General features: G+C 43.0%; 18 protein-coding genes. 4 read left to right on the top strand and 14 right to left on the bottom strand.

All coding sequences use genetic code 11. The features are described from left to right. Window positions 1-271 precede the first annotated feature (271 nt). Window positions 272-1,261 carry an RDD family protein gene (locus tag ACMFL8_RS08755; RefSeq protein WP_413190713.1) on the bottom strand — a complete coding sequence of 330 codons (990 nt, stop codon included), beginning with the start codon at window positions 1,259-1,261 and terminating at the stop codon, window positions 272-274. A 127-nt stretch (window positions 1,262-1,388) separates the two neighbouring features. Continuing rightward, on the bottom strand, window positions 1,389-3,773 hold the full coding sequence (ppsA, locus tag ACMFL8_RS08750; protein WP_189581369.1) for a phosphoenolpyruvate synthase: 2,385 nt from the start codon (window positions 3,771-3,773) through the stop codon (window positions 1,389-1,391). A gap of 551 nt (window positions 3,774-4,324) precedes the next feature. On the opposite strand from ppsA, the gene ACMFL8_RS08745 reads away from it, so the two are divergent. The 3 genes from ACMFL8_RS08745 (at window position 4,325) to sthA (ending at window position 7,453) form a co-directional block, all read left to right on the top strand. After that, a complete protein-coding gene (locus tag ACMFL8_RS08745; protein ID WP_227669839.1) occupies window positions 4,325-5,221 on the top strand; it encodes a pyruvate, water dikinase regulatory protein in 897 nt (298 codons plus the stop codon). Between the two features lie 102 nt (window positions 5,222-5,323). After that, window positions 5,324-5,731, top strand: coding sequence for a hypothetical protein (locus ACMFL8_RS08740; RefSeq protein WP_194618788.1), 408 nt, complete (start codon window positions 5,324-5,326; stop codon window positions 5,729-5,731). Window positions 5,732-5,809: 78 nt separating this feature from the next. Beyond that, a complete protein-coding gene (gene sthA / locus ACMFL8_RS08735) occupies window positions 5,810-7,453 on the top strand; it encodes a Si-specific NAD(P)(+) transhydrogenase (protein ID WP_413190712.1) in 1,644 nt (547 codons plus the stop codon). Window positions 7,454-7,654: 201 nt separating this feature from the next. Here the strand turns inward: sthA and ACMFL8_RS08730 are convergent, their stop codons facing one another. Together ACMFL8_RS08730 and ACMFL8_RS08725 are read right to left on the bottom strand one after the other, a co-directional pair. Then, on the bottom strand, window positions 7,655-8,863 hold the full coding sequence (locus ACMFL8_RS08730) for a transglycosylase SLT domain-containing protein (RefSeq protein ID WP_189581371.1): 1,209 nt from the start codon (window positions 8,861-8,863) through the stop codon (window positions 7,655-7,657). 1,012 nt (window positions 8,864-9,875) lie between these two features. After that, on the bottom strand, window positions 9,876-10,697 hold the full coding sequence (locus ACMFL8_RS08725) for a Nif3-like dinuclear metal center hexameric protein (RefSeq protein ID WP_413190711.1): 822 nt from the start codon (window positions 10,695-10,697) through the stop codon (window positions 9,876-9,878). A 335-nt stretch (window positions 10,698-11,032) separates the two neighbouring features. Between ACMFL8_RS08725 and ACMFL8_RS08720 the strand changes: the two genes are divergently transcribed. Continuing rightward, window positions 11,033-12,373, top strand: coding sequence for a S1C family serine protease (locus ACMFL8_RS08720; RefSeq protein ID WP_201593405.1), 1,341 nt, complete (start codon window positions 11,033-11,035; stop codon window positions 12,371-12,373). 80 nt (window positions 12,374-12,453) lie between these two features. Here the strand turns inward: ACMFL8_RS08720 and yfaE are convergent, their stop codons facing one another. From yfaE to ACMFL8_RS08670, 10 genes are all read right to left on the bottom strand, one after another. Then, complete coding sequence (gene yfaE / locus ACMFL8_RS08715; protein WP_413190710.1) at window positions 12,454-12,720, bottom strand: class I ribonucleotide reductase maintenance protein YfaE; 267 nt, start codon at window positions 12,718-12,720, stop codon at window positions 12,454-12,456. 90 nt (window positions 12,721-12,810) lie between these two features. Beyond that, window positions 12,811-13,944 (bottom strand): class Ia ribonucleoside-diphosphate reductase subunit beta, encoded by a 1,134-nt coding sequence (gene nrdB / locus ACMFL8_RS08710; RefSeq protein WP_010198779.1) that lies wholly within the window; start codon window positions 13,942-13,944, stop codon window positions 12,811-12,813. A gap of 67 nt (window positions 13,945-14,011) precedes the next feature. Then, window positions 14,012-14,395, bottom strand: coding sequence for a hypothetical protein (locus ACMFL8_RS08705; RefSeq protein WP_413190709.1), 384 nt, complete (start codon window positions 14,393-14,395; stop codon window positions 14,012-14,014). Window positions 14,396-14,707: 312 nt separating this feature from the next. After that, window positions 14,708-16,105: a P-loop NTPase fold protein gene (locus ACMFL8_RS08700; RefSeq protein WP_413190708.1), complete on the bottom strand. Its 1,398-nt coding sequence runs from the start codon at window positions 16,103-16,105 to the stop codon at window positions 14,708-14,710. Between the two features lie 104 nt (window positions 16,106-16,209). After that, complete coding sequence (gene nrdA, locus ACMFL8_RS08695) at window positions 16,210-18,486, bottom strand: class 1a ribonucleoside-diphosphate reductase subunit alpha (protein WP_413190707.1); 2,277 nt, start codon at window positions 18,484-18,486, stop codon at window positions 16,210-16,212. Between the two features lie 512 nt (window positions 18,487-18,998). Beyond that, entirely contained in the window at window positions 18,999-19,319 is a 321-nt protein-coding gene (locus ACMFL8_RS08690; protein WP_051000722.1) for a YbeD family protein, read from the bottom strand. Window positions 19,320-19,643: 324 nt separating this feature from the next. Next, window positions 19,644-20,342, bottom strand: coding sequence for a class I SAM-dependent DNA methyltransferase (locus tag ACMFL8_RS08685; RefSeq protein ID WP_413190706.1), 699 nt, complete (start codon window positions 20,340-20,342; stop codon window positions 19,644-19,646). A gap of 170 nt (window positions 20,343-20,512) precedes the next feature. Beyond that, window positions 20,513-21,160 carry a thiaminase II gene (gene tenA / locus ACMFL8_RS08680; RefSeq protein ID WP_413190705.1) on the bottom strand — a complete coding sequence of 216 codons (648 nt, stop codon included), beginning with the start codon at window positions 21,158-21,160 and terminating at the stop codon, window positions 20,513-20,515. Between the two features lie 129 nt (window positions 21,161-21,289). Then, window positions 21,290-22,216, bottom strand: a complete 927-nt coding sequence (locus ACMFL8_RS08675; protein ID WP_413190704.1) for a bestrophin family protein — start codon at window positions 22,214-22,216, stop codon at window positions 21,290-21,292. A 137-nt stretch (window positions 22,217-22,353) separates the two neighbouring features. Continuing rightward, window positions 22,354-23,259, bottom strand: coding sequence for a LysR family transcriptional regulator (locus ACMFL8_RS08670; RefSeq protein WP_413190703.1), 906 nt, complete (start codon window positions 23,257-23,259; stop codon window positions 22,354-22,356). Window positions 23,260-23,339 lie beyond the last annotated feature (80 nt).

Raw genomic sequence — 23,339 nt, 5'->3', positions numbered from 1 at the left:
CTATGTTAATAGCAAGGAGATTTATAAGGTAAGCTGTATTCCCATCAAATATAACAAAATATAATAGGAAAAAAGCTTAGTTTATAAAGCGCCGTATTATAACAGTACGCAACGATTAACACAAAGGTTAATCGTTGCGTAGCTGCCAATAAAAAAATGAAAACAATAAATTTTTCTGTATCAATGATCTGTATCAATAAAAAGCCACGATAAAAAGCTACTTTTTTGACATCATCTAAGACTTATTTTTGATAAAACGCTCAAAACGTTGCTATTTTACTTTGGGCTGTTTTACCAATTGACTGCTATCTGCTTTTACCACCAACGTTTTGGCAAGCTTGTCATGCCAGCCGATATTTTGCGGGCTTTTTGAGGCCATATAATAATGAATGGCGACAATCACAAAACCTAAAAAGCTGGTGAATGAAAACAGTAAGTTGTAAATAATGAACAATAGCAAAGTACGTGTGCCGATAAGCTTGATAAAAGAAGGCAGACGATGCGTGGTTTGATCCACGACGCGAATACCTGTAATCAGCTTGCCCAGTGATTGACCACGCATGGTGATAAATACTAACTGTAACGCAAACAAGCCAAAAACCATGACTTGCGATATCATCAATGTGCTGCTAGGAAGGCTCTCCATCAGCGTCATTGAATATTGATAAGCGGCATCCATGTCTTGGATATTTTGAAACTTGCTATAGTCTACATCCATTTTGGTTAACGCTAATCCAAGTGGAAAGATGGCTAGCAAGTACAATAAGCCATTGAGCGCAGTTGCCAATATGCGTGACATGATCGGGGCTAGTACTACATCGCCAACGACTTTATCTTTGGCTGTGATATTCTTATTAGCAGCCGTTTTATTTAATGACACATTATTATGCGGTGTATGATGACGGTTGCTTGTCATATCTGCTTTGGCATTGTCTTTTGGACGTTCAGGCTTACCATATAGTCTGTCTAACGACACGCTTTTTCCGTCTTTAGTGCTACTGGTTTCAGTATCTTCGGGAAACACGGTGACATTATTGACAATAGAGTCATTAACCTCAGGGCTGCTAATGCTAGTAGGTCGATAAACCCCTTGATTGTTCGTCAAGTTGCCAACTCGCTGCCATTGGTCTAAGCCTTCGTGCCAAATCAAATCATCCAGTAAAACTTCACCAGACGTCAGCATAATATTGAGCTGATCCAAATTATATGGACCGGCTTGTACGTTATTTCGAGCTAAGAAAATCTGCATAATTGCCTGCATAGTTAGTCATATATTAAGTCGCTACTGTAAGACATAGTATTAGGGTCTATTCAAGATTTTTCAAATAGACCCTAATGGTTGTATCTTCAATGACTGTGTGAATTACCGCTGTGACTTAAATTACGGCTTACTTTGCTTCTTCACCAGCTAAGAAGAACCAAGTATCTAGTACTGAGTCAGGGTTCAATGACACTGAACTGATACCTTGCTCCATGAGCCAGAACGCAAGATCTGGATGGTCTGAAGGACCTTGACCACAGATACCGACATACTTGCCCGCTTTGCGGCAAGCATCAATCGCCATAGACAGTAACTTCTTAACAGCAGGGTCACGCTCATCAAATAGATGTGAGACGATACCTGAGTCACGGTCAAGACCAAGCGTTAGCTGAGTCAAATCGTTAGAGCCGATAGAGAAGCCATCGAAGTGTTCTAAGAACTCTTCTGCTAATAACGCATTGGTTGGTAGCTCACACATCATGATGATGCGTAGGCCGTTCTCACCACGTTTTAGACCGTTTTTCTCGAGTAACTCAATCACTTGAGCGGCTTCGTCAACGGTACGGACGAATGGAATCATAATTTCGACGTTGGTCAGACCCATCTCATCACGTACGCGCTTTAGGGCTTTACACTCAAGCTCGAAGCAATCACGGAAATTATCAGAGACATAACGACTGGCACCACGGAAGCCCAACATTGGGTTTTCTTCTGACGGCTCGTATAACTTACCACCAAGCAAGTTAGCGTATTCGTTTGATTTAAAATCTGACATACGAACGATAACTGGCTGATCCATAAAGGCAACCGCTAGTGTTGAGATGCCTTCGACCAATTTATCAACATAAAAGTCAACAGGTGAAGCATAACCAGCGATACGCTCTTGGATTGCTTGTGATATCTCACGTGGCAAGCTGTTCATGTTTAGCAAAGCTTTTGGATGCACACCGATCATACGGTTGATGATGAATTCAAGACGCGCAAGACCAATACCTTCGTTCGGCATTTGGGTGAAAGAGAAGGCGCGATCTGGATTACCAACGTTCATCATAATCTTGAAGGCAAGATCTGGCATAGATTCAACAGAGTTGGTCTGTATTTCAAAGTCAATTTGGCTTTCATAAATGAAACCAGTATCACCCTCGGCACAAGAAACAGTGACATCTTGACCATCAACCAACAGCTCAGTGGCATTACCACAACCGACGATAGCCGGTACGCCAAGCTCACGGGCGATAATAGCTGCATGACAGGTACGACCACCACGGTTAGTGATGATGGCAGAGGCACGCTTCATGACTGGTTCCCAATCTGGATCGGTCATGTCTGATACGAGGACGTCGCCGTCTTGTACTTTGTCCATCTCGTTTAGGTTGCTAACGATACGTACTTTACCCGCACCAATGCGTTGACCAATTGAGCGGCCTTCGCACAAGATTTTTGCATCAGTTGTATTGATGATATAACGTTCCATGACATTGCTGTCTTGGCGGCTTTTTACGGTTTCTGGACGGGCTTGAACGATAAAGATTTCATTAGTGTCGCCGTCTTTTGCCCATTCGATATCCATCGCTTGACCGTAATGCTTTTCAATGGTCATCGCTTGCTTGGCAAGTGAGGTCAGCTCTTCGGTAGATAGCGAGAACTGCATGCGATCTTGTTTTTCAACATCAACAGTTTTGACAGACTTAGTCGTGCTGCCTTCATCACCGTAGATCATTTTCTTATGCTTGCTGCCTAGGTTACGGCGAATAACCGAAGGCTTGCCATTGGCTAGCAACTGCTTAGAAATATAGAATTCATCTGGGTTAACCGCACCCTGTACGACCATTTCACCTAGGCCATAGCTTGAAGTGATGAAGACCACTTGATCAAAACCACTTTCGGTATCTAGCGTGAACATCACGCCAGCAGCACCAGTCTCTGAGCGTACCATACGCTGTACAGCAGCAGACAATGCAACGCCTTCGTGCTCAAAACCTTTGTGTACACGATAAGAGATAGCACGGTCGTTATAAAGAGAGGCAAATACTTCTTTAATGGCAATCAGAACGTTATCAATACCGCGAATGTTTAGGAAAGTCTCTTGCTGACCGGCAAATGATGCATCTGGCAAATCTTCGGCAGTCGCAGAAGAGCGGACAGCAACCGCGATGTCATCGCCGCCACTCATGGTTTCAAATGACTGACGCACTTCTTGCTCTAGATCGCTTGGCAGCTCTTGCTCAATAATCCACGTACGAATTTTTTTACCCGTTTCTGCAAGTTTTTTTACATCATTAACATCTAATGTTTTTAGCTCGCTGTTGATTTTGTCAAGCAAGCCAGTTTCGTTCAAAAAACGGTTAAATGCATTTGAAGTGGTGGCAAATCCGCCTGGAACACTAACACCCAAATCAGACAAATGGCTGATCATTTCACCTAATGAGGCGTTCTTACCGCCGACCATCTCAATGTCGTCTTTTCCTAGCTGATCAAGATTGATTACAAGTGCTGTAGATTGCGCTGCCATGATAACTCCAGAAAATAAGGTTATTTAGTAAAGATTATAACGGTCAATTATACCCCTATATTTGGATAATTTCGAGACCTAGAACCAAAAAATTCGTCAAAAAGATACAAATTGTCGGGTTTGCTACATAATTTACGTCAGCTGCCTGACGGTTTTACTTTTAAGACCGAGCCAAAATGTCAATGCTACCAAAATAACAGGGTGCCATAATTGTCATCAAAACCCCTCAAAATGAGTAAAATCTGTCCAAAAATACTCCTAGGATTTTTACCACTATATATAGAACATAATATTGGGACTTATATAGGGACTTACATAGTCAATAACACGAAATTGTGCAGGACAATATCGAAAGAAAGAGCGAAGTGTTTGTCGTCGCTTGTCGACAACATTGATTTCTATTGAGCTTCTATTATGCGTATAATGAAAAGTGAAACGCCCTGCGCGAATAATTGAATTAATCATTAAAATATGATGACTGATCAAAAGACAGTCAAAAAAATAAGCCAGTCACAGGCCAATATTAGGGTTTCAACCGAGGTATCAAAGTTATGTACTCAAGCAATCTATCTGAACAAAATAAGCCGACGATACAAAATCATGATGCGTTAAACTTAGACAATTCGCAAACCATAAGAAGTGCATTTTTTATCTCTGATGGTACGGCTATTACGGCTGAGACTCTTGGACGTGCTATTTTAAGTCAGTTTGCTTCCGTTCCTTTTGAGACGCGTGTACTGCCTTATGTCGATAGTTTAGAGCGCGCCGAAGACGCTGTTGAGCAAATTAACATGGCTTATCAACGCGATGGTGTGTTGCCTTTGGTATTCGATACCATTGTTAACTCTGAAATTCGCGAAAAAATCAACTCAGCGACCAGCTGTAACTTAGATATGTACGAGGGTTTGATTGGTCGTGTTGCCGAAGAGACTGGGGTGGAGCCAGATGGACACTCAGGTCATGCACACGATGATGTCGATTCCGAAACCTATAAGGAACGTATCGACGCGGTTCATTTTGCCTTGGACAATGACGATGGCGCACGCACACGTCATTATGACGCGGCCGATATTATTCTGGTTGGAGTCTCACGCTCGGGCAAAACCCCAACGTCATTATATCTAGCCTTACAATTCGGTATCCGTGCGGCCAACTATCCTTTGACCGAAGATGATTTGTACGACAATCAATTACCAAAAGCGTTGCGTGAGCACAAAGACAAATTGTTTGGCTTGCTCATTGATACCGATCGCTTGGTCAAGATTCGTCAAGAACGCCGTGCAGGCAGTCGTTATTCTAGTTATCAGCAGTGCCAGCAAGAGCAGCGGGCGATACAAGGTATTTATATCACGCACGGTATTCCTAGCTTAGACGTCTCAGAGATGTCGGTTGAAGAAATTGCCACACGTATCTTACAGATGACGGGTCTTAAACGCCGTATTGGTTAATGCTAGTGGCTAATAAGACGTTAGCGTTGACAAAAATAATTTGTACCATTTTATATAGAACAATTTCACTTAAAACAATGCCTTTACCATATAGAGAATATTATGAGTTCATCTTATAAGTCTAGAAAGACACCTTTATTACTTACTAGCCTGTTATTAAGCGCGGCGACTTTGCTTAGTGCTTGTCAGACCTCGCCATTTGCACGTGAGCCGGTACCTGAGCCCCGTTATGTTCCAACGATTGTGTTGGGTGAAGCGCAAACGCTTACTGTGATGCCAAATCGTGTGGCGTGTGCTTCAGCATTACCGATGCAGTGCTTGTTGGCCAAATCGAGCAAAGATGGCAGCGTGTTTCAGATTCCTTATGATTGGATCGATGATTTTAAACCGAGCCTTGGCACCGAGTATATAATTAGTGCACGTCCACAAATAGATGAAGGCAAACAAAGTTTGACAGGGTATTGGACATTGCAAAACATCCTATCACAACGTATGGTGGGCACTCCTTAGCAGCATGACCCTGACGCATCTTTGCATTGATTCATTCATAGCCTAAAGACAGACAAATAAAGAAATAAAGAGGACACAATGGGAAGCAAAAATACTAGCGATGCTACCAATGACACTGGTGAAGACATTCATACCGAAGTATCTAATAAGGAAAGCGGCGTAGCGCCAAATCCTGAACATACGGAAGACAAAAATAAAAAAGAAAAAATCGAACAAACACATGAGCAAGTCACCGACGACATCATGCACCACCCTGACTTGGTCAATCCGCTAGATGATACACGTATTGATGTAAAGTCAGGATTTACTAGAGACTCTGAGCGTATCAAGGGTGACAAGCATCAGTTTGAATATGATGCGGTGGTGTTGGGCGCGGGTCCCGCTGGTGAAGCGGCCGCCATGAAGCTTGCTAAATCAGGCAAAAAAGTCGTGGTTATCGATCCGCGTGAGCAAGTCGGGGGCAACTCTACTCATGTCGGCACGATTCCGAGTAAAGCGTTACGCCAATCAGTATTTAACTTGATTAACTTTCGCCGTGATCCAATGTTTACCAAGGCGATGGAGTATCACCAAGTACCACTAAACAAGGTGCTTGCGAACGCTCGTAAAGTGATACGCAATCAAGTTAGCACCCATACTCGCTTTTATGAGCGCAATCAGATTGAAGTGATTCATGGCTGGGCAAGCTTTACCGATGCGCATACCATTCGTGTTGAGCTTGATGAAAATGTCTTTGAAACCGTTACCTTTAACAAAGCCATCATCACTGTTGGTAGCCGCCCTTATCGTCCTGAGATTTTAGATTTCAATCATCCGCGCGTTTTTGATTCGGATAAAATCCTGCAAATGGATTATGTGGTCAAAAAAATCATCATTTATGGTGCTGGGGTGATCGGCTGTGAGTACGCCTCTATCTTTACCGGTCTGGGCTATAAAGTCGACTTGATCAACAATCAGGGTAAGCTGCTCAGCTACTTAGATAGTGAAATCAGTGATGCGCTAGCGCATGATTTTAGACAATTTGGTGTCCTTATCCGCAATAACGAAGAGATTGATCATCTTGAGACTCATGATGACTGTGTGATTTTGCACTTAAAAAGTGGTAAAAAAATCAAGTCTGATGCGATTCTTTGGTCTAATGGTCGCTCAGGTAATACGGAAGGCTTAAACTTGGAGGCCATCGGCTTAGAAGCCAATAGTCGTGGTCAACTGAAAGTAGATGATACCTACCGTACTGATATCGAAAATATCTATGCGGCTGGCGATGTGATTGGCTGGCCATCTCTGGCTTCTGCTGCTTATGACCAAGGTCGCTGTGCGGCAGCCTTTATGGTTGGTGATAGCGACGCAGAGCCAGTTTCGAGTGTTCCTACAGGTATTTATACCATTCCAGAAATCTCCAGTATTGGTAAGACCGAGCAGGAGCTAACAGATGAACAAGTACCTTATGAAGTGGGACAAGCCTTCTTTAAGCATCTCGCTCGCGCCCAGATCATCGGTGAGCGTACAGGGGTATTAAAGATATTATTCCACCGTGAGACGCTTGAGATATTGGGGATTCATTGCTACGGCAACCACGCCTCAGAGATTATCCATATTGGACAAGCGGTCATGAAGTGTAACAATACGCTTGAGTACTTCGTAAATACGACCTTTAATTATCCAACGATGGCAGAAGCCTATCGCGTCGCGGCGCTAAATGGTCTTAACCGCGTATTTTAAACGGTTATAAAGATTGAAATAACAATAAAAAAGCGCCTAACGATATCGCTAGGCGCTTTTTTTGTTGTGTATTCCATCCTAAAATAAATTTACCAAAAAGGTTTTTTTAACTCTATTTTAGAACGAGACTCACACAATAAGGCTGACAAAACGAGACTAAAAAACAGTCACTTAGAAAACAGTCACTTAAAAGACAATTGCTTAAACAGTCTGAGTTTTGATAGTCTCAAGATAGCTTCTGATGTTGCTAACGTAGTGCATCGCTTGCCCATAACGGCTGTTGGACGCTCTGTTTTCAGCAAGGTAAGCATAGATATTTGCCCAGCTTTTGTCATCAATACCCTGAGCTCTCAGTTTACGTTGAATGCTTTTTACCGCATTCGGACCCATATTATAGCCAGCAAGGGCAAACCAAATACGGTCAGTTTTGGGTACATCGGCAAAGTCTGACTTCATTTGCTCTAAGTAACGTGCACCACCGCCAATGCTTTGATAAGGGTCGACGCGATCTGAGACGCCCATGGCTTTTGCTGTATTGTTGGTCAGCATCATTAGCCCGCGTACACCTGTTGGCGATACCGCATTGGCGTCCAGATGTGACTCTTGGTAACCCATCGCCACCAGCAACTCCCAGTCGTGATTGTAGTTGCGCGCTTGCTCTTCAAACGAGGATTGATAATCAGGCAGTTTTTCCGTAAGCGTTCTTTGGAAGTGATCCTGACTATAAGCATCTTTTAGCAAGTTCTGATTATAAAAAGCCGCTAGCTTTTGGGTGTTTTCAAGCTTGATACTGTCGCACAAGAAGTAACTGGCTTTTTGCGATAACGGATCATTGGCTGAATTGAAAGTCCAGCTGACCTTGGGATGTAGACCGTTTTTGGTCAAGCTGGCATCATAACCGCAGCTGACATTGACAGAAGACAAATTTAGCTGGCTTTTGAGTTGGGTGCTGGCTGTCGTCAACGCCATATCAGCATTACCTGATTTCACCGCTCTGAGAGCAGCTTTTTCGCTGGCATAGGCTTTTAGATTGACATCTACACCCAGCTCATCAGCGTAGGTACGTACCAAGTCATAACCGAAGCCGTGCTGAAAACCATCCGTCGCAAAATAAGTGCTATCCCCAGGGACAGCGGCGATGGTCAAGGTGTTCTCCAGCATGACATGATCATAAGTTGGCACTTGTGAATCCATGGTAGTAAAACTCTCAGCTGGTAAAGAGAGCAGGGCAATACTAGAAACTTGTGCCAGTTTTTTGGTTCTGGCAAAACGACTTGAAGTAACAGGGTTAACGGATGTAACGAGGTTACTTTTAGTGTTCAGTAGGCGTTTAGATGGACGCAGTAAATATGAGATACGGCGTTTGGCCCCTTGCGCAGATACTTTTACACGATAAGTAATACGCTGCATGGATGTCTCCTAGTTTTAGCCATCCTTCTTACCGCAAAAACACGTACAAATATATGACCATAATATTGACATATATCGATATCGCATCTTAAATAGAGTCGCACCTTTTAATAGGAAAAATGCCACTCTATCTTGTTTGACTATAGCGCCACTAGCGTACTCTCTCTAAGAGTTAGTGGGGTAGTTTGTCGTCAGCCAGCTATCGGTGCATTATCAAAGCGTTCTCAAATAATATTTTTATATTAATTTTAAAAACTGGACGCACAACGACACGAAGGATATAAATCAGATGATTCCTTCATCGATAACTAAGTATGGCTAGTGGCCAAACAACTATATGTCAAACACAGGTAAGGTCATGATTAAGTCATTGAGACAAAAACATCGTGCAAAATATTGATGCAATCATTTGCTAATTAAGCAAATACATTCATCTGTTTTTACGATGCTAACTTTAATGGCTGGCTATACCTTGACTCACTAGTAATAGGATAGCTGGCTGTTAAAGTTTTTTGTCCAGCAATAAGGGTAAGTAAAATAATCAAGCTTGATAGTTTGTGTCGCTTTTTATCAAACAGGTGATTTAATACCATCATCGCGACACTAAAAATAAAAAAATACCATGTTGCTAAAATATATAGTGCAAACATAGTATTTCAATGTATAGCAGTCTAAAGCCTTATCACTTATGTAGCATGATAAAGTCTCAAATGACTACCAGCATTATTTTAGTGCCATAACCGGAAGCTGTAATAAATGGGAAGTTTCATGACAAAACGTTCTTTCTTCAAGTACTAATATGCGGTTATATAGTGGATTATTCAAGTTAAGTTAAGAAAAGAGCGATAAAACTTAACAATTGGACTATAGACGGTAAGAAATGCCCTCATTATTGCTACATTGGTTAAAACTTGATTAGCCTACTTAATATTATGGGCTTTCTTACACTATATGTTTCAGTTACTACTGAGGTGGTTTCATGATGATTGAATTTAATGACTAACTCTAATTATTAAGCTGGGTTATCGATGTCGATAAAAGTCACTGGTAGTCCAAATTTCTGGGCAACTATCTCACCTAGCGCTTGAATACCGCCACGTTCGGTTGCATGATGACCACAGGCAAAGTAATCAATACCAAGCTCACGTGCGATATGCGTGGTACGTTCTGATATCTCACCAGAGATAAACGCATCGCAGCCCATCGTGGCAGCTTGCTCAATCATATCTTGCGCGCCGCCCGTACAAATACCGACACGTTTGATAGGCCTATTATTCTCTGCCTCTTTACTAGAATTATACTCGGCGGCAATATGTAGCGGTGCACGCCCTAATGCTTGCGTCATCTTTGCAATGAGATTATCCGCGCTTTGCGGTGTGCAAGTGGCGATGTTGCCAACAGGATGTGACTCAGCAGGATAGAGCGCACCAGTAATCGTCATATCCAACATGTCAGCGAGTCTTGCATTGTTACCAGTGATCGGATGTGCATCAAGGGGTAAATGATAGCCAATCATAGAGATACCATGCTGCATTAATTTGCGAATACGTCGACCTTTCATACCAGTGAGAGGGGCAGGTTCGCCTTTCCAAAAATAACCATGATGTACCATGATGGCATCGGCATTGTCAGCGATGGCAGCGTCAATCAAGGCCTCACAAGCCGTTACACCGGTTACGATACGCTGGATCGGACGTCCACCATCGACTTGTAGGCCATTTGGCGCATAGTCTTTAAACGTGCTAGCGGATAAGTAGTCGTCACAGAACTGTGTTAACGTCTGAGCGCTGATGCTTTGATTATTCGATTCAGCTGTCGTATGATTTGCAGTCATTATGTTTTCCTATCGTCAATGAAATATGTGCAGTAAAGTGCAGTCGATCAAGTGAGCAAAAATTATGAGTTATTTGTAAGGGCTGTTTTTTAGTTTAATCCTTTATCAGAGTTATTTTAACATGCTGGTGTAAGCAAACAGATAAGCTGGATAACTGAAATGGTACACGATACGTTACTATTTAATAGTATTGCGGTTATAATTTATACATGTGAGTCTGCCTAGCTGATGGAGCAATTGATCACACGATTAATGGGTCAATAGCAGCCCAGTAGTTACCATTGGCTCACTTCGTTTTTCACTGTCTGTGTGCATTAAATTTATAGAGGTTTTATATGTCGTCATCCCGGAACACCAATAACAAGGCGTCTTTATTAAAATGGTTACCTTGGGTCTTATTGCTGCTAGTATTGGCAGCGTTTATCTGGTTGTTCACGAGTATGAAGTCGACGTCGGAGGCCACGTGGGAGCCACCAAGAACCCCACCTGCGGAGCAGCAAGCGTCAGAACCAGTTGCAGATACGCCAGCGCCTATTTCTTCTTATCATAATGCGGTTGCTCGTGCCTCGCAATCCGTGGTCAATATCTATACCACCCAGACGATGGCAGAGCATCCGTATATGGATGATCCTATACTGCGTCGGTTCTTTGAAGACCATAGTGGGCCTTCCCAAGATCAAGGATCAACCAACTTAGGTTCAGGCGTGATCGTATCAGAAGATGGTTATATCGTGACCAATGCTCATGTGATCGAAAAGGCAGATGAGATCACAGTCGCGTTTAACGATGGTCGTAAGAGCCGTGCCAGAGTCATCGGTACCGACCCTGATAGCGATTTGGCAGTGATCAAGGTCGATATGACAGGATTGACCCCACTTGGCTTCCGCGAAAATCCTATTCGCGTGGGTGATTTGGCACTGGCGATTGGTAATCCGTTTGGTGTCGGTCAGACCGTGACCCAAGGTATTATCTCAGCGACTGGACGTACGGGTCTGGGTGTCAATAAGTTCGAAGACTTCATTCAAACTGATGCAGCGATTAACCCAGGTAACTCAGGTGGTGCGCTGGTCGATGCTCGCGGTGAGTTGGTGGGCATCAATACGGTTATATTCTCGCGCTCTGGTGGCTCGATGGGCATTGGTTTTGCCATTCCAACAGCGCTAGTTGAGCAAGTAATGAATGCACTGATTAAAGATGGCAAGGTCAGTCGCGGCTGGCTAGGTATCGAGATACAATCGCAGCTACGTGATCCAACGCAGCTTGAGACCTCAACAGGCGTAGAAGTGCTAAACGTCATCGATCAAAGTCCAGCGGCAAAGAGTGGTCTACGTGTCGGCGATATCGTCCTGACCATCGACGGTGTGGAAATGACAGATGCCAATACTTTGATTCAGTACGTTGCTCGCAAAGCGCCAGATACTGAGCTTGATGCACAGATACTACGCCAAGGTAAGAATGCACAAGTAAAAATAATGCTAGAAGAGCGCCCAGCACAAGAGCCTATCGAGCGTCCTGTCGTCCTACAAGAGGGAAGCATAGGCGGAATGGAAGAGGGCGAGATGCCCGAGCGAAGTATTCAGAACGATGAAGAAGCGCCCATGATGTCAAAGGCTGAGCGTGATCGTATGCGTGAAGAGCTGATGAAGCTGTTTGAACAAGACACCGCAGCACAGTAATTTGTCACAATGATGTGCTAATAGACTAAAAAAGCGCGCTATCTACATAAGATAGCGCGCTTTTTTATGTTTGTTTTGCTCTATTTCTCAATCGGGTCATGATTGATATAGATGACGCCTTGCACACGGCAGCAGCAGGGCAGGATTTCATCTTCGTCAATCATGGCAAGTGGTTCAAATGGATAGTCAATGACGTGTGAGCTGGCGATACGTTTTATCCGGCAGCTGCCACAGTAGCCTTCCTTACATTGATAATTGACAGCATGTCCAGTGCGCAGCAGTCCATCGAGCAGACTTTCATCATCATGCAAGTAGAATTGCTTTTTACTGGTCATTACCCACGTCATAATTTATCCTGTTTGGATTCAATCACATTGCTAATACTGTTATGAAAGCGTAAAACGGTTACAGCTTAAAGCTCTTATAATTCAAAACCTTTATAGTTCAAAATCGTCAAAATCACTGTCTGATAAGTCTGAGTCAATCTGACCGACCAAGTACGAGCTGATTTCTGTCTCTTGCGGCGCGACTTGCACATTGTCAGACGACAACCAAGTATTGATCCATGGAATCGGGTTTGATTTAGAGTTCGGGAATACTGACGGCAAGCCAACGGCTTCCATACGCAAGTTGGTGATGAATTCGATATATTGGCAAAGAATGTCTTTGTTCAGACCAATCATCGAGCCATCTTTGAACAAATAACCTGCCCATTCTTTTTCTTGCTCGGCAGCTTTGCGGAAGATCTCGATGCTTTCTTCATAACACTCTGCGGCAATCTCGACCATTTCAGGATCGTCACGACCATTGCGCATGAGGTTAAGCATATGCTGCGTACCCGTCAAATGCAGCGCTTCATCACGAGCGATGAGCTTGATGATTTTAGCATTGCCTTCCATTAGCTTACGTTCAGCAAACGCAAACGAGCATGCAAATGACACATAGAAGCGAATGGCTTCTAAGACGTTGACCGCGACGATACACAGATACATCTGCTTTTTCAGTGATCGCAAATCGACAGTGACTTCCTCGCCATTGACGTTGTGCGTACCAGCGCCGTACAAGCTATATAGCTGCGAGTTGCGGTACAGATCATCGTAATATTGGGCAATGTCAGAGGCACGCTCTAAGATATGCTCGTTTTGCATGATGTCATCAAAGATGATGTTTGGATCATTGACGATATTACGAATGATATGAGTATAGCTGCGCGAGTGAATGGTCTCAGAGAATGACCATGTCTCAATCCACGTCTCAAGCTCAGGAATCGAAACTAATGGCAATAGCACTACGTTTGGGCTACGACCTTGGATAGAGTCGAGTAGGGTTTGGTATTTGAGGTTACTCAAAAAGATATGCTGCTCATGCGAGGACAGGTTGCCAAAGTCCATACGGTCTTTTGACACATCAACTTCTTCTGGACGCCAAAAGAACGACAGTTGCTTTTCAATCAATTGCTCAAAGATTGGGTGCTTTTGTTGATCGTAACGCGCCACGTTGACTGGATTACCAAAAAACATCGGCTCTTTTAGCGCATTGTTTGGCGTTTGAGAAAAAATCGAGTAAGTCATGGGACTGCCTTTATAATTGATACGGTTATTAATTTATATGGATTTGACTGGGTTTGATCGGATTGGATTACAAGTGCTCTAGTGATATCTGTTCTGGCGTCTGTCCATCATTCATATACGCTTTAAATATCTCGCTCAGCTCCACATCATCCAATGCTTCCAATTCATCGATAGCACTCTTACGCAGCGCACTCAAACCCTCATCATCTGATAGTTGCTGTATTTCTTTCTGTACGTCTTTTTTGGTCGCTCTCTTTACTGGTTTTTTCGGTGCTTTTGCGGCGTCTTTCTTTAATACTTCTGGTTTTACTGCTGTGCCTTCGCCTAATTGCTCACGGACGTCTGCGATGTCGACTTCCACTTGTACGATATGCGAGCCACCATCGTTTAGGTCTGAAAATACGTTTGGGATAAACAAACCACCGTCTTTGATGATTGCGGTATATTGCACATGACCTCCGTCGTTTTAGTTCTGTCTGTAGGTTTTAATTATAACAGTAGCCAATCCCGCCTACCGCTTGTATCTGCCTTGCCGCTGGCGTGCAGTCTATTGTGTCTTGCCGCATTCCTGTTGTCTCGATACTACGTCCAGCCACAGACTGCAACGCCATCGTCGTCAGCAGGATACCGCTATAGTCGGGGCTAAATGACCGTGTTAGGACGTCTTTCTTTTTTCTTAAAGACTCTTTTGTTTGGGCGCACCCTATAACTATTCAAAATAATTGGGTGTTGAAGGATTCGCTCAACCATCATGTTTTTTCTATCAGTTGTTAGAAATAATTGTAGTTTGTCCAAAAATAGTTTGTGTGGATGATAGGACATTAGCATATTGCTTATGAGAAATACCTTGCAAATCTACCGCCTTGTATACTGAGTCTAAATTATCAATCGAAAGTTCGTCATTATCTTTGTATCGATTAATTAATTGTTTAGAAAGAACTTTTGTATTTGAGTTGGTAAAACTTTTCGATAGTAAGTCTATGATCTCAAGAGATTCAATTTCATTTTGATTAGCTAATAATAAGTTATGGATTAAAACAAGTATTTTGGACGTTATCTCGCTATTAGTATCGGCTAAAGTAATATCTTTTATTTTTAATAGATCAAGTAACTCATCTAAATCAAATGTGTTTATCTTAATATCATTGAATAGCTCTCTGGAATAAATTTTAACTACAGATAGCAAAAGTATTAAAGGTAAGTTATTACCTGCATATTCTGATAAAGATGCTAGATAGAACTTAGTATATAGCCTAGTAATATCTCTAGCTGATAACTGAAGATGTTGAGTAAACCATAGTCCATATGCTTCAATATATACTTTATTTTCTAAAGTTCTTATATCATCTTTACCTGTATAATTTTTCGAGAGGCTTTGCCAAAAATCATTATAATCAGGCGTGTTCAAGTTAATTTCGAAATCAAAGAATCTTTCTAAGTATTTCTGTCCATTATAACTTTCTCCATAAACACCTGAGATTGCCTTTCCAAGTTGCTCTAAATCAGTTCCTAGTACAAATATAATGTTTGGTGTATCAAATATATGCTTAATTCTTTCAAGTAATTCAATACAAAAGCTAGGCTTACATCTGTCAAGTTCATCAATCAGGATAACCATTTTATTATCCTTCTCAATCAGTAAGCTTAGCTTATCTTGCAATAATTTAACTTCCTTTTCTTCCTTGGTAAAGTTGTCAAATACTTCGCCTGCTAAGGCTGAAATCGCTTCTTCTGAGATCTCAATTAGCCTATTACCTATACCAATAGGTGCGACTAGGTCAACTATGGCTTTAGAACCGTTGACAGCAATTGATTTGAGGACTTTGATAGCTGTTTTTTTTATTTCTTCGACATTTTTTTCTTGCGAAAATTGTTTGATGATATGGTTAAGTATCAATAAAAATGGTTCTCGATCAAAGTCATTTTCCCAAGCATTAAAATAAGAAACATTAACATCTCTTTGTTGCAATTCAGCTTCAAGAAACCTTAGAAAAGTGGTTTTACCTGTTCCCCACTGACTATCTATGGCAATAGTACAAGGATCAGATAGCTTGGTGATTAACTCAACAATATTTAAAACTTCAGATTTACGATCGAACTTATCGTTCAAATAAATATCACTATTGGAAATCTTAATGTTTTTATCATTAGATATTTTCATTCACAACTCCATATGATATTTCATAATCCTAATTAGCGAGCTTAACCCAAAAGCCAAACCCGCCATCTATCAGAAATTCTATCTAAAGAAACTCTCTTACAGTCCTAAATCTTACATGCTCCGCCAGCACAATCATCTTCCATATCCGCTTGGGCATCGTTCGCACCATCACGAGTATTATGATAGTACAACGTCTTCACACCCATTTTATAAGCGTTTAGCAAGTCTTTTAGCAATATCTTCATCGGTACACGGCCACCAGCATAACGAACTGGATCGTAGTTGGTGTTGGCAGAGATACTTTGATCGACGAACTTCTGCATGACAGCGACCAGCTTTAGGTAACCGTCATTGTTTGGCATTTGCCATAGTAGCTCGTACTGATCTTTTAGCGTCGTAATCTCAGGCACGACTTGCTTTAGAATACCGTCTTTTGACGCCTTGATAGAGACCAGACCGCGTGGTGGCTCGATACCGTTGGTCGCGTTGGCGATCTGACTAGAGGTCTCAGACGGCATCAAGGCGGTTAGGGTAGAGTTGCGTAAACCGTGCTCGGTGATCTCGCCACGTAGCGTCTCCCAATCTAGATGTAGCGGCTCTTGGCAGATTTTATCCAAGTCGGCTTTGTACGTATCAATCGGCAAGATGCCTTGTGAATATGTAGTTTCATTGAACGCAGGGCACGCGCCTTGCTCTTTTGCCAATTTGTTTGACGCTTTCAAGAGATAGAATTGCAAGGCTTCAAACGTTTGATGCGTTAGACCCAGTGCTGAGTCGTCTGAATAGCGCACGCCATTCTTGGCAAGGTAATAAGCATAGTTAATCACGCCCACACCTAACGTACGGCGACGCATGCTGCCGTTTTGAGCCGCTTTCACTGGATAGTCTTGATAGTCAAGCAGAGCATCAAGCGCACGGACGATTAGCTCAGCTGGCTCTTCGATGTCGCTGACGTTTTCAACTTTACCCAAGTTCACCGCTGATAGCGTACAAAGGGCGATTTCGCCTTCTTCGTCATTGATGTTATCAAGTGGCTTGGTCGGTAGGGCGATTTCCATACATAGGTTTGACTGGCGAATCGGCGCAACCGTCGCGTCAAATGGGCTATGCGTGTTGCAATGATCGACGTTTTGGATATAGATACGACCCGTACTGGCGCGCTCTTGCATCATTAGACTGAACAAGTCTGCTGCTGGGATTTGACGGCTACGAATAGCAGGATCATTTTCGTACTTGGTATATAACTCTTCGAACTTGTCTTGATCTTCAAAGAACGCATCATACAAGCCTGGAGTGTCGCCTGGAGAGAATAGCGAGATGTCTTGACCTTTGATCAGGCGCGTATACATCGTTTTGTTTAACTGTACGCCGTAGTCCATATGACGGACACGGTTGTCTTCAACGCCACGGTTGTTTTTGAGTACTAGTAATGACTCAACTTCTAAATGCCATAATGGGTAAAATAGAGTCGCTGCACCGCCACGGACGCCACCTTGTGAGCAGCATTTAACAGCGGTCTGGAACAGTTTATAGAATGGGATACAGCCAGTGTGCTGTGCTTCACCGCCACGGATAGGGCTACCAAGAGCACGGATACGACCCGCGTTGATGCCGATACCAGCGCGCTGTGACACGTAGCGTACGATGGCGCTAGTGGTCGCGTTGATAGAGTCTAAGCTATCACCACATTCGATCAATACGCACGAGCTAAACTGGCGCGATGGCGTACGCACACCAGACATGATAGGCGTTGGTAGTGAGATTTTGAATTCTGAAGTCGCATCATAGAAACGCTTCACATAGTTCATACGCTCTGATTTTTCGTAACGGCTAAACAAGCACATACCAACCAGCATGTACAAGAACTGCGGGCTTTCAAAGACGGTCTTGCTTACGCGATCTTGTACCAAGTATTTACCTGCCATTTGCTCAACAGCGGCATAGGCAAGGTTCATATCGCGCCAGTGGTCGAGGTATTCTTCTAACTCATCAAACTCTGCACGGCTATAGTCAGCTAGGATATGCTCATCATATTTGCCAGCATTGGTCAGCGTTGTAACGTGATCGAATAGATGGGGAGGCGTGAATCTGTTGTAAGCAATCTTACGCAGATGGAAGATAGCCAAACGAGCCGCTAGATATTGATAATCAGGCGTCGTTTCAGAGATAAGGTCGGCGGCAGACTTGATGATGGTCTCGTGAATGTCACGAGTCTTGATACCTTCATAAAACTGGATGTGCGACTTTAGCTCAACTTGTGATACAGACACATTGTCCAAGCCGTGAGCGGCCCATTCGATTACCTTATGGATTTTATCCAAATCAATAAGTTCTAAACGTCCATCACGTTTGGTTACTTGGATTTTGTCAATATGTGTCATGCTGGCCTCTATTTTGATTGCTTATTGTGATGCTGCGCGCTGAATCGGCGGCAGACATTCTTTATAACGCTACGATGCTGGGTTGCGATAGCTGGTTTTTTTAGGCAAAAAACTACCGCTACTCATAATGATGATTAAAATCACTGAGTACTACATATAGCGTGTTTGTTAATTGGTAGGCACAATATAGCGGGAAAATTTTCAAAATACTATATTGATTTTAGACTAAAACTATGTTGCTGCGAGGTTGTGAGCTGTCCATATTATGGCAAAGGACGATGGGATAAGGGTTAGACGCAAATGCACTCATCATAAATTTTTTGTAAAAATATCGTGGCGATTTGATTTTTATTTTATCGGTTATTGTCGACTGATAATAGTGATCAGAGCGGCAATAATGCGGGCGCAGATTGTACACCAAACCATAAAAAATCGCCACCCGTATGTTATCAATAGTGAGTGACGATTTGGACGGAAAAGGGGTTGTTTTTTTCTAAACACCCATTACCTGTTTATACGACCATACGAACCGTTTTTGCATCATCAAGTGACGCATAAAGCGTATTCACTTGATCGGCTGCTGTGAGGTATAAATTGACGCGTGCTGAATGAAAGCGACCCGTTTTCGACGGTTTGACTTCTATCGAGGCCAAATCAAAATCAGGGAACTGGCTACCGAGGATCAGCTTCACTTCATTAAGCAAGCTTTCATGCTCGCCTTCATGACCAATGATGCTCAAAGGGTAGTTCATTGGAAAATCCCACAGCTCTGGATTTTGAATGTCGGTTTTTTTGCCTTTTAAAACACCTTCATTGGGTGTCAGATCCGTCATGGTGACGTCTTTGGTATTTTGGTTGCTGCTTTGATTAGTGTTTTGATTATCAGTGTCTTTTGAATTATCACTCATGATGTTTGCCTCGTTTTTTTAGATATGAGCTATAGTTGAATTCAAATAATTTCGATACAAGTAAACCGAGCGCAAGTTATACATTAGTATGCTTAGCGCGGATGACGATGTAGCGGATTTATATGGATTTGGCTATATTTGGATAAGAGCTTTATTGCCCATTTATAGTGGCACTAAGCCTATTATTCAAGTCCTGCGATAGTGACGACATCACATTAGGGCTTCGGCTACGTTACTGACAGCGACCGCTTATCTTTTATAACCACAAACCGCCACATAATCCCCACGGTCATAACCTTCGATGACCTTTTGTACCTTATCATTGGCATACATTGGATGGGTCAATAAGGTCTGCGCATACTCAAAATCGACGAAACCATTGGCTTGCATCAGCGCGATTTTTTCATCTGAGGTGCGCCAATTGGCTGACTTTACCAGTTCAATAGGATAAGGGTCAGCAGGGGAGATGTGCGCAAGTAGCGGATGTTCCCAAGTGCCTAACGAGCTGGCCAAATTGTATAAACTGGCAAAGCCACTCTCTTTTGGTACATCGATGAGGATAAGCTTGCCGCCAGACTTTAATGCGTTAAATGCCTTTCTAATACAGGCATCCAAATCACTGATATAGCTGACACTGCCGTTGAACATAATAATGTCAAACTTATTGGGCTCAATCTCGCAAGTTTCAGCAGGGCTGATATCTACTTGCAATCCGCGCTTCTCGGCGACGGCTGCCATGTCTTTAGAAGGCTCAATGCCATATTTGATATGAATATCATAATCTTTTGCTAGTAGCGACTCAAATAATCCGCTACCACAACCGATAGACAATATCTCACTGTCTGTATCTAAGAAATGGGCAACTAATTTTAGCTCACTGGTCAGTAAGTTTTGATTGTCAAAAAACCAGCTATCGTACGCGCTTGCGTGTTCATCAAATGCTGCCATGATATCTCTCCTTGAGTATTTTTTGTTGTATCGTTAATCCACTATAAAAGAGTGACAGCGTTAACCTCGCTTAAAGTATTACTCATACATCTGCACTCGGTTGCCTTGTCACTCTGTCTCTTTTTTATATTGAACTGACTATATAGTTAATTCACGTTAAAAAATACGAGTTATGACAGATCTAATGCTTGCTGCCAAAAATTCACTTCCATCCGTGAGGCGGTATTAAATAACTGTTGGAACTTGTCTGCTTGAGCAGGGCTAGCCTGTGCCAGTAGTTCATTGATTTGCGCTTCGTTCTGCGCAGTAATCGCTTGAAACGCATCACTAGAAAATACATCAATCCATGGCTGATAGGGATTGCCCGTGATAAACCCTTCGGCTTTGATGCGTTTGCCAATTTCACCATAACCCATCAAGCAAGGGGCAATAGCAGCATAAAGCTCAGCCAGTGAGCCTGACAGGGCAGCGTCTAATATATAGCGGCTATAGGCGATGGTTACAGTAGACTCAGGCGCATTCTCGACGGTTTCAAGCGCTATGCCCCATTGGTGGCAGAAGTCCAAATACATGCCAATTTCCATATCGAGCATGGCATTAATGCCTGCTTGACCGACGCGCATTTGCGCCAGAGTGTCGCTTTTATACACGCTCAACGCCATCACTCGAGTATAGTGAATCAAATACAAGTAGTCTTGGACGAGGTAGTGGCGGAAGCTGTCAGGGGCGAGCGTACCTGCTGCTAGTTGCTTGACAAAGTCGTGCTGAATATAATTATCCCAAGTTGGGCAATGGTGACGTAGCGTTTGGTAATTCATAGTGTTCACTTACTTTTATCAATGCGAGTAAGCAAATGGTAGACGAACTCATGCATTATTAGCAAGGGATGCACCAAGTATAATGGCATCATACATTTGGACAGCTAAGTTTTCAATTGCTGATGCGACTTACGGTAAGTAGCCATTGATAGGCGCGATATCAGGTGGGATATCCGTGTCTCCTAATGCTTCTCGCAGATTGATTTCGATTGTGCGTGATAAGGCAGTCAGGGATAGTTGGTTAGCTGCCAAGCCAAAAGGCTCTTCTAGCTCTTCGCTAAGGGCATCCAAACCAAAGAAGGTGTAAGCGATCACAGCAGAAATCAACGGAGTGGCCCAACCGAGTGAGGCCACCAAGCCAAAAGGCAACAGGATGCAATACAGATAGGTCGTGCGATGTACCAACAGCATATAAGCAAATGGCAGCGGCGTATTATGAATGCGCTCGCAAGCCGCCAATACAATCGTCATAGATGTCAGGCGCTCGTCCATGTTTTGGATGATTTGCTCAGACACCAGTCCTTGCCGCCGAATGTCACCGAGCTGCTTACCCATGAGGCGCATTATATAATCAGGTACGTTTTTCGCTTGGCGCATATTGTCATGATGCGTTAATGCTACAAATGGCTCGATATCTTCCCAAGGTGACGTACCACGTAGCCTGTGGCGCACAGCATGAGCAAAAGCGATCGTCAAGTGAATCATCGCTCGTTGAGTATCACGCCCAGCATCGGTGTCATCATCTATAAAAGACAGCACTTGACGCGTTAAGCTGCGGGAATCATATACCAGCTGACCCCACAGTCCCCGAGCTTCCCACCAGCGTTGATAACTGGCGTTGTTCCGAAACCCAAGAAACAACGATAGCGCGATTCCGAGTAAGGTAAACATCGCCATACCATAATAAGGAAAAGAGTCAGGAAGCCAGTGCTGAATAATCGTTATGAGTGTACTAAGAATAGTAATCAGTAGAATTTGCCGATAGACTTTTGGAATGATGGAGCCGCGCAGGGTAAAAAATATCTTAAGGGCATTGGGGGTTTGGCGGACAATCATGTCAGCTTCCTAGCGATGGGGTATGCTGTTAAGTATTGAAGCCGTGTATTATACAATAGCGTTATTAAAATTTGAGTATTTTTGTTTTTGATTGCCCATCGGACACTGTGCGAAAAAAGTGAAGCATAGCGTGCAAACTATATGGCTAAACGACTTAACAGCTCCTTACATTTTTCTCTTAAGGTATCTCTGAGCAGTCTGACCGCAGGGGTTATGGATTGCCTACTTGGGCAGATGAGCCAAAGCTCGCTTGGCTTTGCTTGATAGTCGGTCATGATATGAATCAGCTTGCTTTCTGATATGTCACTCGAAACATCCAAGCAGGATTTTACAGCAAGTCCTTTTCCTTCGACACACCAGCGCCTAACCAGATCACCATCGTTAGAGGCTCGATTGCCACTCATTTTTATTTTATAAACTTGCTTGTTCTTAGTGAATTCCCACACATCGTGAGTGATATCGTACAGCTGATAAAACAACCCATTGTGCGTCGGTAGCTCATGCGGATGCTGGGGTATGCCGTGACGTGTTATATACTCTGGTGATGCACAAAGCAACCCTGGGACATCACAAATCTTAAAACCGTAAAGACTGGCATCTTTTGGCGAACCATAGCGTAATGCCATGTCTACAGAGTCACGATAAAAGTCTATGTGACTATCGCTTAGATCGGTTCTCAAGCTCATGTTTGGATGATGATCTAATAGCTCATCAAGCCATGGTGTAACGATGTTGCGCCCCAAATCAGAAGGCAGTGCAATGCGCAGCTCACCATCGACGATATCGAGATCTTCTTTGATATTTTGCCTAGCTTGCTCAAGCAATAAGAGTGCTTTTTCACATTCTGGAATGTAGCGCTCTCCGGCACTCGATAGACGTAATTGACGTGTGGTACGAATGAATATTTCAGCGCCCAATGTTTTTTCTACCCGCTTGAGCGCAGCACTGGCAGTTGCCACACGCATGTCTAAATGCGCTGCCGCTGCTGTGATATTGCGATGTTCAGCGATTTTTAGAATAACTTCGAGATCAGATAACAGCATATTCTCAATTCTTATTTGATAATGTATCAAATATTACCCTGTTTATCTTGTCATAAGCCAGCGTTATGATGGCAGCCACT

Origin of the sequence: Psychrobacter sp. AT9 (assembly GCF_047272965.1) — a bacterium.
GTDB classification, from domain to species: domain Bacteria; phylum Pseudomonadota; class Gammaproteobacteria; order Pseudomonadales; family Moraxellaceae; genus Psychrobacter; species Psychrobacter glaciei.
This window is presented reverse-complemented; position numbering and strand designations above follow the sequence as displayed.

What these genes read in the sequence shown, in the direction of transcription:
- ACMFL8_RS08755 (WP_413190713.1), bottom strand. Translation starts at nt 1,261, where the DNA reads ATGCAGGCAATTATGCAGATTTTCTTAGCTCGAAATAACGTACAAGCC.
- ppsA (WP_189581369.1), bottom strand. Translation starts at nt 3,773, where the DNA reads ATGGCAGCGCAATCTACAGCACTTGTAATCAATCTTGATCAGCTAGGA.
- ACMFL8_RS08745 (WP_227669839.1), top strand. Translation starts at nt 4,325, where the DNA reads ATGTACTCAAGCAATCTATCTGAACAAAATAAGCCGACGATACAAAAT.
- ACMFL8_RS08740 (WP_194618788.1), top strand. Translation starts at nt 5,324, where the DNA reads ATGAGTTCATCTTATAAGTCTAGAAAGACACCTTTATTACTTACTAGC.
- sthA (WP_413190712.1), top strand. Translation starts at nt 5,810, where the DNA reads ATGGGAAGCAAAAATACTAGCGATGCTACCAATGACACTGGTGAAGAC.
- ACMFL8_RS08730 (WP_189581371.1), bottom strand. Translation starts at nt 8,863, where the DNA reads ATGCAGCGTATTACTTATCGTGTAAAAGTATCTGCGCAAGGGGCCAAA.
- ACMFL8_RS08725 (WP_413190711.1), bottom strand. Translation starts at nt 10,697, where the DNA reads ATGACTGCAAATCATACGACAGCTGAATCGAATAATCAAAGCATCAGC.
- ACMFL8_RS08720 (WP_201593405.1), top strand. Translation starts at nt 11,033, where the DNA reads ATGTCGTCATCCCGGAACACCAATAACAAGGCGTCTTTATTAAAATGG.
- yfaE (WP_413190710.1), bottom strand. Translation starts at nt 12,720, where the DNA reads ATGACGTGGGTAATGACCAGTAAAAAGCAATTCTACTTGCATGATGAT.
- nrdB (WP_010198779.1), bottom strand. Translation starts at nt 13,944, where the DNA reads ATGACTTACTCGATTTTTTCTCAAACGCCAAACAATGCGCTAAAAGAG.
- ACMFL8_RS08700 (WP_413190708.1), bottom strand. Translation starts at nt 16,105, where the DNA reads ATGAAAATATCTAATGATAAAAACATTAAGATTTCCAATAGTGATATT.
- nrdA (WP_413190707.1), bottom strand. Translation starts at nt 18,486, where the DNA reads ATGACACATATTGACAAAATCCAAGTAACCAAACGTGATGGACGTTTA.
- ACMFL8_RS08690 (WP_051000722.1), bottom strand. Translation starts at nt 19,319, where the DNA reads ATGACGGATCTGACACCCAATGAAGGTGTTTTAAAAGGCAAAAAAACC.
- ACMFL8_RS08685 (WP_413190706.1), bottom strand. Translation starts at nt 20,342, where the DNA reads ATGGCAGCATTTGATGAACACGCAAGCGCGTACGATAGCTGGTTTTTT.
- tenA (WP_413190705.1), bottom strand. Translation starts at nt 21,160, where the DNA reads ATGAATTACCAAACGCTACGTCACCATTGCCCAACTTGGGATAATTAT.
- ACMFL8_RS08675 (WP_413190704.1), bottom strand. Translation starts at nt 22,216, where the DNA reads ATGATTGTCCGCCAAACCCCCAATGCCCTTAAGATATTTTTTACCCTG.
- ACMFL8_RS08670 (WP_413190703.1), bottom strand. Translation starts at nt 23,259, where the DNA reads ATGCTGTTATCTGATCTCGAAGTTATTCTAAAAATCGCTGAACATCGC.